Genomic DNA, 15,918 nt, shown 5'->3' with positions numbered 1-15,918 from the left:
CTCAAAACCGACTGTGGCATCCTTGCACCAATTCAGGGTCAATGAGCGGGCAGTCCTTATGCCAAGCTTGCGTAAAGGGGGCAAAAAGAGCGAAACGGTTCCCGTGCTGAGACATATGCTTTGGCATGTGTCGAGTAGATAAACTTTTTGAAACCGAGGGAAACAAGATGAAAAAAGTTCTCTTCGCAACGACGGCTCTGATTGCAACCGCAGGCGTTGCGGCCGCCGAGTCCGGCGTTAACTTTAGCGGTTATGGCCGCTTCGGTATTGGGTACTCTGAAGACCGTACCGGTGCCGTAACCAACTTTAACACTGGCGTGGTTACAACCACCACCACAGGCGGTGCGACTGTAACTGGTACCACCACCAACACCGCTGTTGTTGACACCGACGACGCAATCCTGGTTTCGCGTTTCCGTCTGAACATTGACGGTTTCACCGAAACCGACGGTGGCGTTCGCTTTGAAGGCCGTGTTCGTCTGCAAGCCGACGAAAACTCTTCGACCGGTGAAGCCAACTCGGCTGGTCTGAACGGCGCGCGCTTCTCGGTTATCTACGGTGGTCTGCGTGTTGACGCCGGCAACGTTGCCGGTTCGTTCGACAACCTCGCAAACTACTATGGTAACGAAGTTGGTCTTGAACTGTTTGCTGGTCAGTACTCGGGTGTTGACTACAACTTCCTGGCCTACAGCTCGACCGGTTCTGGCGCGAACGCTGTGTTCTTCCAGTACGCAGTTGGTGACTTTGCGTTCGGCGCATCGTACGACCAAGCGACTCTGGGCCTGAACGGTTCTGCAGTTGACGCTGACCGCTGGGACATCAGCGCGACCTACTCGTTCAACAACATCACCGCAGCGGTTGCCTACGGTCAGACTGATCTGGACGACTTCGGTGGCAGCGATCCAAGCCTGACAGTTCTGACTCTGGGCGGTGAATGGGGCGACTTCTCGGGTACTCTGTTCGTAGCAGACGACGCCACCGAAGTTGACGCAACTGACGGCACCGCATGGGGTCTGTCGGCAGCCTACAACCTGGGCGCTGCAACCACCCTGCTGTTCGCCTACGGTGATGGCAACGCGGATGCGGACACTCAGCAGGTTGCTCTTGGCGCCATCTACGACCTGGGCGGCGGTGCATCGCTGCGCGGTGGTATCGGTGTAAACGACTGTGACGTTTGCGACGACTCAACGATCGTTGCTGACTTCGGTGCGCAGTTCAACTTCTAAGTTGATCTGAACCGAAAGGTTTAAGGGCAGGTCTTCGGGCCTGCCCTTTTCTTTTGCAGCAACATGGTGTTTTCCTGCGCATAAAGCAGATTGAGGTACTCTATGTCGCTGCAAGATATCACTGCCCGCATCGCCAAGGCCGAAACCGCCGCCAGGCGGTCTGCGGGGTCCGTAAAATTGATCGCTGTTTCCAAGGTGCAACCGGATGAGCGTGTGCAGGCCGTTCTAGAGCAGGGCCATCGGTGTTTCGGCGAAAATCGGGTGCAAGAGGCCGCCGGCAAGTGGCCGCGCTTCACTGAGCAGTTTCCAGATGTTGATCTGCACCTGATTGGACCCTTGCAAACCAACAAGGCCCGCCAGGCGTTTGACTTGTTCAGCACCATCCACTCGGTCGACCGTCCCAAGCTGGCAAAAACGCTGGCGCGGCTGGCGCAGGAAATGGGCACATGCCCGGACCTGTTCATTCAGGTCAATACGGGGGAAGAGGATCAGAAAGCAGGTGTCCTGCCCGCTGATACAGATGCCTTTGTTGCGGAGTGCCGGGATCTGGACCTGCCGGTGCAAGGCTTGATGTGTATCCCCCCAATAGATGAGGAACCGTCCCTGCATTTCGCCTTGCTGGCCAAGATCGCCGAACGCAACGGGCTTAGCGGTCTGTCGATGGGTATGAGTGGTGATTTCGAACAGGCCATCGCACTGGGCGCAACCCATGTGCGCGTGGGGTCGGCCATTTTTGGTGAGCGCGTCAAGCCCGGGGAATGATCAGGCGCGTACCCAATGACACCCGCCCAGCGATCCAGCGCAGGTGATCGCGGCGAAACGCAACACAGCCTTCGGTCGGGAATCCCGGACGCCGCCATTGGTGAATAAAGATCGCCGACCCACGACCCGGAACCGCGTTGGGCCAGTTCCAGTCGGTGATCAGCACCAGATCATACAATGGATCGGCGCGGCGTAGTTTTTCGTGGCTGAAACCGTATGGCGCGGTGACCAGGTTGTTGTAGCGACTGTCGCGGCCATCGTCCGACCAGAGATCGCGCGGGCCTATGGGAATCGCCCAATTTGCAGGACGGGCCATCCGATCTGGCCGATAGAGCATCCCTACGATGTGATGCAGACCAGTGGGTGTGGCCCCGTCGCCCTCGTGCTTGGTGTTGGTTAACCCGCCTTTGCCGATCACGCATGGAAACATACGACCCGCGAACCGTGTTCCGCGAGGGGTCAGAACCAGATCATCTGGCGTCAAAGCAAATGCCCCGATTTTGCGGCCTTTGTCGCCAGGTAGCCCCGGTTATGGGCCGTTTCGCCGACCTTCAGCGGGACACGTTCAGCAACGGCAATCCCGGTCTTTTCCATCATTGCGATTTTCGCTGGGTTATTGGTCAGAAGGCGTACCGAGTTGAATCCCAAGGATTTCAAGATATCCGAACCCAGCCGGAAATCCCGTTCGTCATCCTCGAAACCCAACCGGTGGTTGGCCTCGACCGTATCGAACCCCTGATCCTGCAGGAAATAGGCTCGCATCTTGTTGGCTAGGCCAATGCCACGCCCTTCCTGGTTAAGGTAAAGAAGAACCCCGGCCCCTTCTGCGCCCATCTGCGCAAGCGCGCCCCTCAGTTGCGGACCGCAATCGCATTTCAGGCTGCCCATAAGGTCACCGGTGAAACAGGCTGAATGCAACCTGGCCAGAACCGGTTTGTCGCGCTCTGGGCGACCGATTTCAACGGCATAGTGTTCCTCGCCACCGTCTTCGGGGCGGAAGATGTGAAGCCGCCCAGCTTCTGATACTTCCATTGGCAAACGGGCCGCGGCCACCTCGTGCAATTCACTGCGATCAGCCAGATGCGGCGCTGCGCTTGCGTGATCGATACAGGTCAGGCCATGGGTGGCGGCAAAGCTGCGCCCATCCTCGATTGGCACAACAACAGCGGCCGGCAAAAGCCGCGCCGTCTTGGCCAAGACAATAGCGATGCGATGCAAGTTGGCATTGCCCTGACGTCGGGTCATCAGGGGGCCTTTCATCGGGGCATTCAGGTCGTCCGACGGATCGGCGACAGCTTGTACCCACGCGATATCCGCATCCATTGGGATGATCACCCGCGCAAGATCGCCATCATAGGCACGCGCCTTGAGCGTCTCGGCCCGGCGCACGGTAACGGCGACGACTGCATCCTCTCCGACGCTGCGCAGGTCCGCAAGCCGCTGCGCACTCAGCGTCTCGGTCGCGATGGCCAGTACACTGAACCCGCTGTCATCGGTCAGGGCAACAGGAACACCCATGCGCAAATCCGCACGGGCCCGCGCCAGCAGTTCTGAGATATCAGGAACAAGGCTCATCAATGGTATCCTGTCACAATCCGGCCTTCCCATATCCTGATCCGGCAATAATGTGAAATAATTCCTCCTCATCAGACACGACCGCGTGAGCGTGTTGCAGCAAACCTTGTTGATTGCATCTTCTGCGCGCAAGTGGTGGAAAAGGTTTGGAGGACCCGACATGGCTCAGCTCAAAAAAATCCTGCTGGTAGATGACGATGAAGACCTGCGCGAGGCGTTAAGTGAGCAGCTTGTGATGACCGAGGATTTCGATGTGTTCGAAGCTCAGGACGGTCAATCCGCGATGGAGCGTGCACGCGAAGCGATCTATGACCTGGTCATTCTGGATGTGGGCCTGCCAGATACCGATGGCCGGGAATTGTGCCGTCTGATGCGGAAACAGGGTGTCAAAAGCCCTATACTGATGCTGACAGGCCATGACAGTGACGCGGACACTATTCTGGGTCTGGACGCAGGCGCCAACGACTATGTCTCTAAACCCTTTAAATTCCCGGTCCTTCTGGCCCGTATTCGCGCCCAACTGCGCCAGCACGAGCAGTCAGAGGACGCGGTTTTCGTACTTGGCCCCTACACGTTCAAGCCTGCGATGAAAATGCTGATCACCGAAGAAGATCGCAAAATCAGGTTGACCGAGAAAGAGACCAACATTCTGAAGTTCCTGTATCGGTCGGCCGATGGTGTGGTCGCCCGCGACGTTCTGCTGCACGAGGTCTGGGGCTACAATGCGGGTGTCACCACGCACACGCTGGAAACGCATATCTATCGCTTGCGTCAGAAGATCGAGCCCGATCCATCCAACGCGCGCCTTTTGGTCACAGAATCGGGTGGATATCGCTTGGTGTCATAACTCGTTGTGGATTGACGTGCATCAAAGTGATACTCTGGATGTGTAATTAGTTTACTCCCAACCCGCGCATGTCCGGGTTATGACATGCACCTCCCTGTTGGACTGCCGGGCCCTTGGGCCCGGCCTTTTTTTGTGTTTAAGCGGACCATTCCGCAGCGGCGCTTTCTGCGGTAGGAAAAGCTGAAATGACCAAAATTGAATTCACCCGCCTGCCGGATATCGATGCAAAAGAGATTTTGTTCCACATGTCAGACCCGCGCCTTGCGGAACATATGCCTTTGCTTACAGGTGCTTGGGGCCTGTCTGATGTGGCTCGTTTTGTCGAAGCCAAGGAACAGTGCTGGTCACGTGATGGGTTGGGGCATTGGGCCATTTTGCACAACGGAAACTATGTCGGTTGGGGCGGGTTTCAGAAAGAAGAGGGCGAGTGGGATTATGGGTTGGTTCTTAAACCGGGCTCATTTGGGCTTGGTGGGCGGATCACCCGGAAAGCACTGGACTTTGCCGCTTCAGACCCGCGCATTCCGTTTGTCACGTTTCTGCTGCCGCCATCCAGGACAAAGACCGGTGCCCTGTCAAGGCTCGGTGCACAGTTCGTGGGCGAAACGAAGTATGAGGGTGCCCTGTTCCGAAAGTACCGGCTGAACACGGGGTGAAGTCGCGCGCCGTTTCGCGATAGTGATGCCATTGTCAGGGTTTTCCGATGGCACCCCGGCCCGCACCGCGCTAGTTTCCGGACAATCGCGACAGAGGATTCCCCGAATATGCCTTTTACCCTTGCCACCTGGAACATCAACTCGGTCCGCCTGCGCGAGCCTATCGTCCTGAAATTGCTGCAGGAAGAGGCTCCGGATGTGTTGTGTTTGCAGGAATGCAAGTCTCCGGTCGACAAGATCCCGACCGAAGGGTTCGCTGCGCTGGGCTACACTCACATGATCGCACGTGGTCAAAAGGGCTATAACGGTGTCGCCATCCTGTCACGGCTTCCGATGGAAGAGGTCGGCGACAAGGACTTTGCAGGTCTGGGGCACGCCCGCCATATCGCAGGGCGGCTGGAGAATGGTGTAACCATCCATAATTTCTACGTTCCGGCGGGCGGCGATGTGCCGGACCGTGAGGTGAATGAGAAATTCGGTCAGAAACTCGATTACCTCACCGATATGCGCGACTGGTTCCATGCCGATAAACCCCAGAAATCCATTCTGGTCGGTGACCTGAATATCGCTCCGCGCGAGGACGACGTTTGGTCGCACAAACAACTGCTCAAGGTCGTCTCGCACACGCCGATCGAGGTTGAAACACTGGCCGAAACCCAGGATGCGGGGGGTTGGGTTGACGTAACCCGGCAGGATATTCCCGATGGGCAGCTTTATAGCTGGTGGTCCTATCGTGCGCGCGATTGGGATGCGGCGGACAAGGGGCGGCGGCTGGATCACGTCTGGGCCACGCCTGATATTTCAAACGCAGGTCATTCCAGCCGTGTTCTGCGCGACGCGCGCGGATGGGAGAAGCCGAGTGATCACGCGCCTGTTTTTGCCAGTTTCGACCTGTAATTGCGCAACTCTGCCCTTGGTTTCCGCTGCCAGCGGTTGCATATAAGGCTCAAGTTCGAACCGGAGAGTGAATGCCATGGACCTTCTGAACGCCGCTGCCAGCCCTGACACCACCAACCTGATCAAGGACGGGTCCGAGGCCACGTTTATGGCCGATGTGGTCGAAGCATCGCAGGAAACACCGGTCATCGTTGATTTCTGGGCGCCTTGGTGCGGCCCATGCAAAACGCTTGGCCCGATGCTGGAAGATGCCGTGACCGCCGCCAAGGGTGCGGTGAAGATGGTCAAGATCAACGTGGACGAGGCGCAGATGATCGCAGGACAACTGCGCATCCAATCGATCCCGACGGTTTATGCCTTCTACAAGGGCCAGCCGGTGGATGGGTTTCAGGGCGCACTGCCAGGCTCCGAGATCAAGGCGTTCATCGACCGTGTGATCGAAGCGGCGGGCGGTGAAAGCCCCGGTGGCCAACTGGAAGAAGCCGTTGAGGCCGCCGAAGAGATGCTGGCCGCCGGTGCCGCCAGTGATGCCGCGCAAACATTTGCGGCTATTCTGGGCGAAGACCCGAACCATGCGGCGGCTTATGGTGGTTTGGTCCGCGCCCATATTGCGGCCGATGATCTGGAACAGGCCGAGGCGATCCTGAACGGCGCACCGGCCGAGATTTCCACCTCGACCGAAGTAGAGGCGGCACATGCGCAACTGGAACTGGCAAAGCAGGCCGCAGATGCGGGCCCGGTCGCCGATCTGAGCGCCGCGGTCGAGGCCGATCCGGACAACCACCAAGCCCGTTTCGATCTGGCGCAGGCCCTGCATGCAAACGGCGATGTTGAAGAAGCCGTTGCTCAGTTGCTGGAGCTTTTCCGCAGGGATCGTGAGTGGAATGAAGGCGCGGCCAAGGCGCAGCTGTTTACGATCTTCGACGCGCTCAAGCCCAATGATCCGATTGTTTTGAATGGGCGGCGCAAACTCAGCTCGATGATATTTGCCTAATCTCCGATCAGAGCTAGAATCGGGTACATGATGCATCCCGCTGACCTGCCTGAAACGGTGTCCGTTTTTCCATTGCCGGGGGCGCTTTTGCTGCCCCGGTCCCGCCTGCCTCTGCACATTTTTGAGCCGCGCTATCTGCAAATGTTGGATGACGCCCTGAAAACGCAGGAGCGATTGATTGGCATGGTGCAACCAAACCCGTGCAAGAGTAATGAAGGCAAGCTGCACCAGATCGGCTGCGCCGGTCGCGTGACGCAGTTCTCGGAAACCGAAGATGGCCGTTATCTCATTACGCTTACGGGAATATCGCGGTTCCGCATCCGGTCCGAACTGGACGCATTTACGCCTTACAGGCGTTGTGTGGTGTCGTGGGAAGGGTTTGACCGTGACCTCGGCAAGGTGGAAACGGACAAAGGCTTTGATCGTAAGCAGTTCATGAACCTTCTTGAACGGTTCTTTGCGTCACGCCACCTTTCAACCGACTGGGACACACTGAAAGACGCCGAGGATGAGCTATTGGTGAACTCGCTCTCCATGCTGCTGGATTTCGACCCCGAAGAAAAACAGGCGCTTCTTGAGGCGCCTTGCCTTCGTACGCGGCGTGAGACACTGGTGACCCTGATCGAAATTGCCATGCGCGGCGGAACGAATGAGGAAAAGCTTCAATGACCGAGCCTGAACACGCGTTTGATCGACATATGCTTGAGGCTCTGATCTGTCCACAGACCCATACCACGCTGCACTATGACGCAGAAAAGCAAGAGCTGGTGTCCAAGGCGGCGGGTCTTGCTTTTCCCATTCGCAACGGCATCCCTGTGATGTTGGTGGATGAGGCTCGCACGCTGGACTAGATCGACCGGCCTTGTAAAAGCTTGGGCAAATCCCCGGTCAATCCGGCGGCTTCCCGCACGAAACCGCGCCGTAGGCCGGGTAAAGAGCCTACGATCCCCATCCCGATATCCCGACCCATCCGGAGTATGGGATTGTCGTTGGAAAACAGCTTGTTGAACATATCCGTCGCCATCGCCAGTGAGGCGGTGTCAAAGCGGCGCCACGCCTGATAACGCTCCAGCACCGTGATTGAACCGATATCCTCGCCCCGTCGGCCTGCAAGGGTCAGCACCTCGGCCAGTGCGCCGACATCGCGCAGGCCCGCATTCAGACCTTGCCCGGCAATGGGGTGCATGCCGTGTGCGGCATCTCCGACCAAGGCCAGATGATCCGCGATGAAGGAATTGGCGATGGTCAGGTTCAGCGGATAGGCGAACCGGTCTCCGGCCAGCATGATCTCGCCCAGGAAATCACCGAACCGGGGCCGCAGGACTTGTAGATAGTCGGCTTCGGACATGGCGTTGATCCGCTCAGCCATTTCGGTCCGCTCGCTCCATACGATGGAACTGCGATTGCCAGTCAGGGGCAGGATGGCCAAGGGGCCGGGTGGCATAAAGAACTGATGTGCGATGCCGTGATGGGGCAGCTCGTGCTCGATGGCGCAGACCAGCGCCGTCTGACCGTAATCCCAGCCGGTGCGCTTGATCCCCGCCCGCGCGGCCGTACCGCTGCGGCGTCCGTCGCAGCCGACCAGCAGATCGCCAGCCAAGGTGCTTCCATCATCCAATGTCAGCGTAACGCCGTTTGCGTTGCTCTCTTGTGCGACAACCTTCTTGCCGCTGAGTTCCGTGATGGCCTTTTCCTCGGCCATTGCGTCCAGAAATGCGCGCCGCAGGTGACGGTCTTCTACCATGTACCCCATCGGGCCTTCTTCGATCTCGGCATGGTCGAAATGCATGAAAAAAGGCGATGGACCTGCCCCGGCGTGCCCGTCGGTGACCTTGATCTCCAACATCGGCTGGGCGTGTTCGGCCACGCGGTCCCAGATCCCGATCGCATCCAAAAGGCGTTGTGATGCAAGCGCCAGCGCGTAAGAGCGCCCGTCAAAGGCCGCATTCTTGCGCACCTTCTCGGCCAGTGCGTCAATCACGGTGACGGAATGCCCCGTCTGCGCCAGGGATAACGCCAAGGCCGGGCCATTCAGGCCTCCGCCTACGATCAGGATGTCGGGTTTCTTTTCCATGCGGTGCAATATGCGCGACCATTCGGGATTGTCCATGTGTGGTCCTGTCGCTACCGTCGCCAAAACCAAGAATTGAGAAAAAGGGGGCAGGGATGCAGGACTGGCTGACCATGACAGCATGCGATCTGGGTCGGGGTATAGGCATGGGTCGAATCGACCCTGTGGAATTGACCGAGACGTTTCTGTCCGCAATCGACGCCCATCCCCACCGTGACCGGATTTACGCGCGCGTCACCCATAACCGTGCGCGCGCCGAGGCTGCAGCCGCGCAAGAGCGCGTCAAGCACGGTCTGCGCCTTTCACTGCTGGATGGCGTGCCAATCAGTTGGAAAGATTTGTTCGATACCGCTGGCATAGCGACCGAGGCGGGTTCTGCCCTGTTAAAAGGCCGCGTACCGCAGGCTGACGCGGTCGTGTTGCGCAACGCCACTGCCATGGGCGCGGTATGTCTTGGCAAAACGCATATGAGCGAGTTGGCCTTTTCCGGTTTGGGCCTGAACCCGATTACCGAAACACCGCCTTGTATTGACGATGAAAAGGCCGTTCCCGGCGGATCATCCTCGGGCGCGGCGGCATCGGTCGCATGGGGGCTGGCTGCGGGCGGTATTGGCTCGGACACTGGGGGTTCGGTGCGCATTCCGGCGGCTTGGAACAATCTGGTCGGGCTAAAGACCACCTCGGGGCGGATCAGTCTGGAAGGGGTTGTCCCTTTGTGCCTGCGCTTCGACACCGTTGGCCCGCTAGCCCGGTCGGTGGAGGACGCGGCGCATATGCTGGCGCTGCTTGAAGGAAACAGCCCCGCAGACCTGCGAGGCGCCAGCCTGAAAGGCCGCCGTTTCGCCGATTTGCAGAATGTCGCAAAAGATGATCTGCGCGATGCACCGCGCGCAGCCTATGACGCGTCGCTGGATCGTCTGCGCGATGCCGGAGCCGAGATCGTACCCATCGAAGTCCCTGAGCTGAACGAAGCGATGGGTCTTTCCGGCGTTCTTTATACGACCGAAGCCTACGGACTGTGGCGCGATGTGATCGAGGCCAACCCTGACGCGATGTATCCCGAGATATTAGAGCGTTTTCGTGCTGGAAAAAACGCCGCGGGTCCCGATTATGTTGCCGCTTGGTCCACGCTCAAGGCGTGCCGTGCCGCTTGGGATGCGGCCACGTCCGGCTTTGATGCCGTTCTGGCCCCCACCGCGCCCATCCTGCCGCCGAATCTTGAAAGGCTAATGAGTGATCACGACTATTACGTCACCGAAAACCTGTTGGCGCTGCGCAATACGCGGATCGGGAATCTCATGGGTCTGGCCGCGCTAAGCCTGCCGACAGGCACCCCCGGATGTGGGCTTATGATGTTGGGCTATCCAGGTTCGGAAGAGGCGCTTTTGCGTCTTGGTTCTGCAGCCGAGACAGCATTGGCCTGAATGCCACAATCCCCTGATTCGGCACCTCTTTGTCTGGACGAAGCAGGATGCGGTCTGTAATCTTCTGAAAAAACGGGGCGAAATGATCCCGATATTGAGGCAGTAGTTATGAATTTTCCCGAGCGGTTTTCGAACCTACCGGAATATGCATTCCCACGTCTGCGCACCCTGTTGGACCACCACCAACCGGGCGGAGACGTGATTCACATGACCATCGGCGCGCCGATGCATGATTTCCCGTCCTGGGTAACGGACGTGATCATGGAAAACGCAGCGGGATTTCAGGGCTATCCGCCGAATGAAGGGACGGCTGAGTTGCGCCGCGCGATCACCGACTGGATTGGCCGTCGCTATGGCGTAACCATGGACCCTGAGACCAATGTGATGGCTTTGAACGGCACGCGCGAGGGGCTGTACAATGCCGCCATGGCGCTGTGCCCCGAACAGAAGAATGGGCAAAAACCGGTTATCCTATGCCCGAACCCGTTTTATCAGGTGTACATGGTTGCCTCGATTTCGGTCGGGGCCGAGCCGGTATTTGTGCCTGCCACGGCCGCAACAGGCCATTTGCCGGACTATGCAAGCCTTCCCGATGACGTTCTGAACCGCACCGTTGCGGCTTACATCTGTTCACCGGCCAACCCGCAGGGCGCTGTTGCGTCGCGTGACTATTGGGCCGAATTGATCAGTTTGGCCGAGAAGTTCGATTTCCGGATTTTTGCCGACGAATGCTATTCTGAAATCTATCGCGACAAAGCACCCACAGGTGCGCTGACCGTGGCGCAGGAACTGGGGGCAGATCCCGAACGGATCACGCTTTTCAATTCGCTGTCGAAAAGATCGAACCTAGCCGGCTTGCGCTCGGGGCTGATTGCGGGTGGCCCTGAGACGATCAAACGGGTCAAGCAGCTGCGCAACTATGCTGGCGCACCCTTGCCCGCGCCGTTGCAGGCGGCGGCGGCACGTGTCTGGGCTGACGAAGAGCATGTCGCGGAGAACCGCGCGCTGTATCAGGAGAAATACGCGATTGCCGATGAGGTGTTTGCGAATGTTCAAGGCTATATGCCGCCAGAGGCCGGGTTCTTCCTTTGGTTGCCGGTCGATAACGGCGAAGAAACCGCATTGAAGCTGTGGCAGCAATCCGGCGTTCGGGTCCTGCCGGGCGCTTACCTTTCCCAAGGTGATTCCGGGCAGAACCCGGGCGAACATTTTATACGGGCCGCCCTGGTGGCCCCAAAAACAGAGTTGCAGCAAGGGCTGATCAAGCTCCGCGACTGCATCTATTCGTGAGGTACGAGGGCAAAATGGCATCATATAACGCGCGCAAACGCGATCCATTGCTGGACAGCACGACCCAGGCGGCAATTGAACGACGCAGCAAAGAGCTGATCGGGATCGCGCTGATCCTGCTGGGGTTGGCCTCGGCCGCGATGATATGGTCCTACACGCCCGATGATCCGAACTGGATGGTTTCGACCGATGCGCCGGTGCAGAACTGGATGGGTCGGATCGGCGCATCGATCGCAGCGCCCCTGTTTATGATCGTAGGTTGGGGCAGTTGGGGCATCGCGCTGGTGCTGATCGGTTGGGGCGCGCGATTTGCCGGCCATTTTGGTGAGGATCGCGCGGTCAACTGTCTGATCTTCGCGCCGATCTGGATTGCCGTTGTGTCCGTTTACGCGGCGACGCTGGTGCCGGGTGAGGCGTGGCGCGCCACCCACAGCTATGGCCTGGGTGGGCTGTTCGGCGACACTGTGATGGGTGCATTGCTGACCCTGCTGCCGCTTTCTTCGCATTTCATGGTCAAGCTGATGTCGCTGGCCATGGCGGTCGGGATGCTGGCGCTTGGTGTTTTTGTGCTGGGTTTCACCAAATCCGACGTGCGTAAGGGGTTCCGCGCCTTCCTGTTGGGCTTGGTGATGTCCTACGACATGCTGATGAACGTGCTGGGTCGAGGGGCGGCTGCGACTGCACAGGCCGCCCGAGATCGCCGTGCACAGTGGGATGAACGCAAGGCAGCGCGGGCCGAAGCTGCCGAAGCCGTGTTTGACGATGACATGGCCTATGCCGATCCGGTATTTGAAGACCTTGAATATGCCGAGCCCGAGCCTGCAAAGCCGGGGCTTCTGGCACGGATGCCCAGCCTGATCCGTCGTCCCGATCCGATGCCCGAACCTGAACTGATTGATCAAGACCCGGTTGCCGGTTTCGATGAAATGCCGGGTGAGGATCGCATTAGGTCCAAAATCTCTGCCGCCGTTCGCAATCGCAAAGTGGCTACCGGAGAGATGACGCCCGAGCCCGATCCGAACCTGCCGCTGACCAAGGGGCGGGGTCGGGGACCGGACCCATTGATCCTGAACCCAAGAGGCACGGGTGAACTGCCGCCCGAACCGCCTGTGACTGCAGCGGGCTTGCCGCCCGAACCCATGCTGACTGCGACTCCTGACCCTGAATGGCAGGACACCTTGCATGATGACTTTGCGCCCGAGCCGTATGACCAAGACGATGACGTGTTCGAAGACGCACCAGAACCGGAACCTCAGCCGCGCCCAGCGATGAAAATTCCGGTGGCCGAGCCGCGCAAACCGGTCGTTGCGCAGCCTGTGCGCCGCACCCCGCCACCCTCGCGCCGGGCCCAGGCCGAGGCGCAGCCAGCATTGTCCTTTGAGGAACGGCACTCTGACTTCGAATTGCCGCCGCTTGGTCTTTTGTCCAATCCGGCCAGCATTCAGCGGCATCACCTCAGCGATGAGGCACTGGAGGAAAACGCGCGAATGCTGGAAAACGTTCTGGATGATTACGGCGTAAAGGGTGAGATCGTCAGCGTCCGTCCCGGCCCGGTTGTCACGATGTACGAATTGGAGCCAGCCCCGGGGTTGAAAGCCAGCCGCGTGATCGGCTTGGCCGATGATATTGCGCGTTCGATGTCAGCCCTTTCGGCGCGGGTTTCGACCCTGCCAGGGCGTTCGGTGATCGGGATCGAACTGCCCAACGAAAACCGCGAAATGGTTGTGCTGCGCGAGATTTTGGCCAGCCGTGATTTCGGTGATGGCAACCAAGCACTGCCGCTGGCACTGGGAAAAGATATCGGTGGCGAATCTGTCGTAGCCAACTTGGCCAAGATGCCTCACCTGTTGATCGCCGGGACAACTGGATCGGGTAAGTCGGTTGCGATCAACACGATGATCCTGTCGCTGCTCTACAAGCTGACACCGGATGAATGCCGCCTGATCATGATCGACCCCAAGATGCTGGAACTGTCGGTTTATGACGGTATCCCACATCTGTTGTCGCCCGTTGTGACCGACCCGAAAAAGGCGGTGGTGGCCCTGAAATGGGTCGTGGGCGAGATGGAAGACCGCTATCGCAAAATGTCCAAGATGGGCGTGCGCAATATCGCGGGCTACAACGGTCGCGTGAAGGATGCGTTGGCCAAGGGTGAGATGTTCAGCCGCACGGTCCAGACTGGGTTTGACGAAGAAACCGGCGAGCCGATGTTCGAGACCGAGGAATTCGCGCCCGAGGCGATGCCCTACATCGTCGTGATCGTCGATGAGATGGCCGACCTCATGATGGTTGCCGGCAAAGAGATCGAAGCCTGCATTCAGCGTCTGGCACAAATGGCGCGAGCTTCGGGCATTCACCTGATCATGGCGACGCAGCGCCCCTCGGTCGACGTGATCACCGGCACGATCAAGGCGAACTTCCCGACCCGGATTTCGTTCCAGGTGACGTCCAAAGTCGACAGCCGCACTATTCTGGGCGAAATGGGCGCCGAGCAGCTTTTGGGGCAGGGTGACATGCTGTACATGGCGGGTGGCGCCAAGATCACACGCTGCCATGGACCTTTTGTTTCGGATGAAGAGGTTGAGGAAATCGTCAACCACCTGAAACAGTTCGGCCCACCGGATTACGTCGGCAGCGTTCTTGATGGACCAGCAGAGGACAAGGCTGATAATATCGACGCCGTTCTGGGGCTGAACACCGGTGGCAACACCAATGGTGAGGACGCGCTCTATGACCAGGCGGTGGCGATTGTGATCAAGGATCGCAAATGCTCAACCTCTTACATCCAGCGGAAACTTGCCATTGGCTATAACAAAGCTGCGCGGCTTGTTGAGCAGATGGAAGACGAAGGCGTTGTTTCGTCAGCAAATCACGTCGGTAAACGAGAAATCCTCGTCCCCGAGCAATAGGATATTTAATAACAAGGGCAGAGCGCATATCTGTGGGGCATGAAACAGATTGCCCTTGCCCTTGCCTTTTGCCTTGCCGCGCCAGCCGCCTGGGCTGCCGACAAGTTGCCCTTGTCACAAATCTCCGACTATCTGAACGGCCTGAAAGCCGTTGAGACTACGTTTACGCAGGTCAACGATGATGGCTCATTGAGTACTGGAAAGTTGTGGCTTCAACGGCCCGGCAAGATGCGGTTCGAGTATGACCCGCCAAACAGCGCTGTTGTTTTGGCAAATACTGGAACCGTGAAAATCTTTGACCCGAAGTCAAATCAACCACCCGAGCAATACCCGTTGAAACGAACGCCCCTGTCACTGGTGTTGGCGCGCAATGTGAATCTGGGGCAGGCGAACATGGTGGTGGGTCATGATTTCGATGGCACTGCTACGGTTGTCACCGCTCAGGACCCGAAGAACCCTGAAACTGGACGGATTGAGCTGATGTTCACCGATAACCCGATTGAGCTGCGCAAGTGGGTCATCCATGACAATGCAGGCAGCCAGACAACCGTTCTGTTGGGACAGTTGAACACAGGCCCGAACCTGAGCCGGGATCTGTTCTCTTCTTCAAAACGAAGCGGGTCAAACAACCGCTGACCCGCGTGGTTTTTAGTGGCGGCACCCAGCCAGCTGCGCCTGATACAGCTTAGCGCGGGCATCTACGTCATTAGCCACATTCAGCAGCCAGGTCTTGCTGTAGTGGCTGCCCCTGGCATAGCCTGTGTGACCCTCGTGATAGGCGAGGTACTGGTTGCGCGTGTCACTGGGGTGGATACCATTCCGCGTGTAGCTTTTGTTCATGTACCAGCCGATAAAGTCCGACGCATCGCGAATACGGTCACGCTTGGCCCGGCGTTTGCCGGTTTCTTTCTGGTATTCTTCCCATGTGCCATCCAACGCCTGACTAAAGCCATATGCGCTGCTCTGACGACCCATCGGGATTACGCCCAGAACGTATTGGTGCGGCGTGCGTGCGTCATGCCGATAGCGACTTTCCTGATATATCGTCGCCATCTGAACGTGAACGGGGATGCCCCATTTGCGTTCAGTGTTTTTGAAGGCCTTTATGAATTCAGGCCTTTCACGCGCAATGCTGCACGCGTCATTCAGCTTGCTGGGCGGCTGTTTTGAACCACCCCCACAGGATGCCAAAAGCAGCACCCCGAAGAGTACGATAAGAATTCTGCTCATGTGCCTCGTGCCTTTTTTCTTTATTCTAGCGTAAATT

At 58.3% G+C, this 15,918-nt stretch carries 16 protein-coding genes; 12 read left to right on the top strand and 4 right to left on the bottom strand.

What is annotated here, in order from left to right:
* Nucleotides 1-167 precede the first annotated feature (167 nt).
* Nucleotides 168-1,226, top strand: a complete 1,059-nt coding sequence (locus LCM21_RS13020; RefSeq protein ID WP_224890988.1) for a porin — start codon at nt 168-170, stop codon at nt 1,224-1,226.
* A gap of 102 nt (nt 1,227-1,328) precedes the next feature.
* Nucleotides 1,329-1,988 (top strand): YggS family pyridoxal phosphate-dependent enzyme, encoded by a 660-nt coding sequence (locus LCM21_RS13015; protein WP_224890987.1) that lies wholly within the window; start codon nt 1,329-1,331, stop codon nt 1,986-1,988.
* Here LCM21_RS13015 and LCM21_RS13010 read toward each other — a convergent pair.
* Both LCM21_RS13010 and ribA read right to left on the bottom strand, forming a co-directional pair.
* Entirely contained in the window at nt 1,972-2,472 is a 501-nt protein-coding gene (locus LCM21_RS13010; protein ID WP_224890986.1) for a L,D-transpeptidase family protein, read from the bottom strand. The two genes, LCM21_RS13015 and LCM21_RS13010, sit on opposite strands and share 17 nt — an antisense overlap.
* Nucleotides 2,469-3,563 carry a GTP cyclohydrolase II gene (gene ribA, locus LCM21_RS13005; RefSeq protein ID WP_224890985.1) on the bottom strand — a complete coding sequence of 365 codons (1,095 nt, stop codon included), beginning with the start codon at nt 3,561-3,563 and terminating at the stop codon, nt 2,469-2,471. Before ribA ends, LCM21_RS13010 begins: the two co-directional genes overlap by 4 nt.
* A 160-nt stretch (nt 3,564-3,723) precedes the next feature.
* On the opposite strand from ribA, the gene LCM21_RS13000 reads away from it, so the two are divergent.
* From LCM21_RS13000 to LCM21_RS12975, 6 genes are all read left to right on the top strand, one after another.
* A complete protein-coding gene (locus LCM21_RS13000; RefSeq protein WP_068337060.1) occupies nt 3,724-4,410 on the top strand; it encodes a response regulator transcription factor in 687 nt (228 codons plus the stop codon).
* Between the two features lie 185 nt (nt 4,411-4,595).
* Nucleotides 4,596-5,066, top strand: a complete 471-nt coding sequence (locus tag LCM21_RS12995; RefSeq protein WP_224890984.1) for a GNAT family N-acetyltransferase — start codon at nt 4,596-4,598, stop codon at nt 5,064-5,066.
* A gap of 108 nt (nt 5,067-5,174) precedes the next feature.
* Entirely contained in the window at nt 5,175-5,963 is a 789-nt protein-coding gene (locus LCM21_RS12990; protein WP_224890983.1) for an exodeoxyribonuclease III, read from the top strand.
* Nucleotides 5,964-6,039: 76 nt separating this feature from the next.
* Nucleotides 6,040-6,957: a thioredoxin gene (gene trxA, locus LCM21_RS12985; protein ID WP_224890982.1), complete on the top strand. Its 918-nt coding sequence runs from the start codon at nt 6,040-6,042 to the stop codon at nt 6,955-6,957.
* A 27-nt stretch (nt 6,958-6,984) separates the two neighbouring features.
* Nucleotides 6,985-7,626 carry an LON peptidase substrate-binding domain-containing protein gene (locus LCM21_RS12980; RefSeq protein ID WP_068337072.1) on the top strand — a complete coding sequence of 214 codons (642 nt, stop codon included), beginning with the start codon at nt 6,985-6,987 and terminating at the stop codon, nt 7,624-7,626.
* Entirely contained in the window at nt 7,623-7,808 is a 186-nt protein-coding gene (locus LCM21_RS12975; protein WP_224890981.1) for a Trm112 family protein, read from the top strand. The genes LCM21_RS12980 and LCM21_RS12975 overlap by 4 nt, the downstream gene beginning before the upstream one ends.
* Here the strand turns inward: LCM21_RS12975 and LCM21_RS12970 are convergent.
* Nucleotides 7,805-9,067, bottom strand: coding sequence for an FAD-dependent monooxygenase (locus LCM21_RS12970; protein WP_224890980.1), 1,263 nt, complete (start codon nt 9,065-9,067; stop codon nt 7,805-7,807). The genes LCM21_RS12975 and LCM21_RS12970 overlap by 4 nt on opposite strands.
* A 56-nt stretch (nt 9,068-9,123) precedes the next feature.
* Between LCM21_RS12970 and LCM21_RS12965 the strand changes: the two genes are divergently transcribed.
* From LCM21_RS12965 to LCM21_RS12950, 4 genes are all read left to right on the top strand, one after another.
* Complete coding sequence (locus tag LCM21_RS12965) at nt 9,124-10,452, top strand: amidase (RefSeq protein ID WP_224890979.1); 1,329 nt, start codon at nt 9,124-9,126, stop codon at nt 10,450-10,452.
* A gap of 108 nt (nt 10,453-10,560) precedes the next feature.
* Nucleotides 10,561-11,742, top strand: a complete 1,182-nt coding sequence (locus LCM21_RS12960) for an aminotransferase class I/II-fold pyridoxal phosphate-dependent enzyme (RefSeq protein ID WP_224890978.1) — start codon at nt 10,561-10,563, stop codon at nt 11,740-11,742.
* A gap of 14 nt (nt 11,743-11,756) precedes the next feature.
* Nucleotides 11,757-14,651, top strand: coding sequence for a DNA translocase FtsK (locus tag LCM21_RS12955; protein ID WP_224890977.1), 2,895 nt, complete (start codon nt 11,757-11,759; stop codon nt 14,649-14,651).
* 39 nt (nt 14,652-14,690) lie between these two features.
* On the top strand, nt 14,691-15,287 hold the full coding sequence (locus tag LCM21_RS12950; RefSeq protein WP_224890976.1) for a LolA family protein: 597 nt from the start codon (nt 14,691-14,693) through the stop codon (nt 15,285-15,287).
* Nucleotides 15,288-15,299: 12 nt separating this feature from the next.
* Here the strand turns inward: LCM21_RS12950 and LCM21_RS12945 are convergent, their stop codons facing one another.
* A complete protein-coding gene (locus tag LCM21_RS12945) occupies nt 15,300-15,881 on the bottom strand; it encodes a transglycosylase SLT domain-containing protein (protein ID WP_224890975.1) in 582 nt (193 codons plus the stop codon).
* Nucleotides 15,882-15,918 lie beyond the last annotated feature (37 nt).

Source organism: Ruegeria profundi (genome assembly GCF_020171505.1).
Taxonomy (GTDB): Bacteria; Pseudomonadota; Alphaproteobacteria; order Rhodobacterales; family Rhodobacteraceae; genus Ruegeria; species Ruegeria profundi.
Note: the sequence above shows the minus strand (reverse complement) of the source record. Positions and strands in the feature narration are given on the sequence as shown.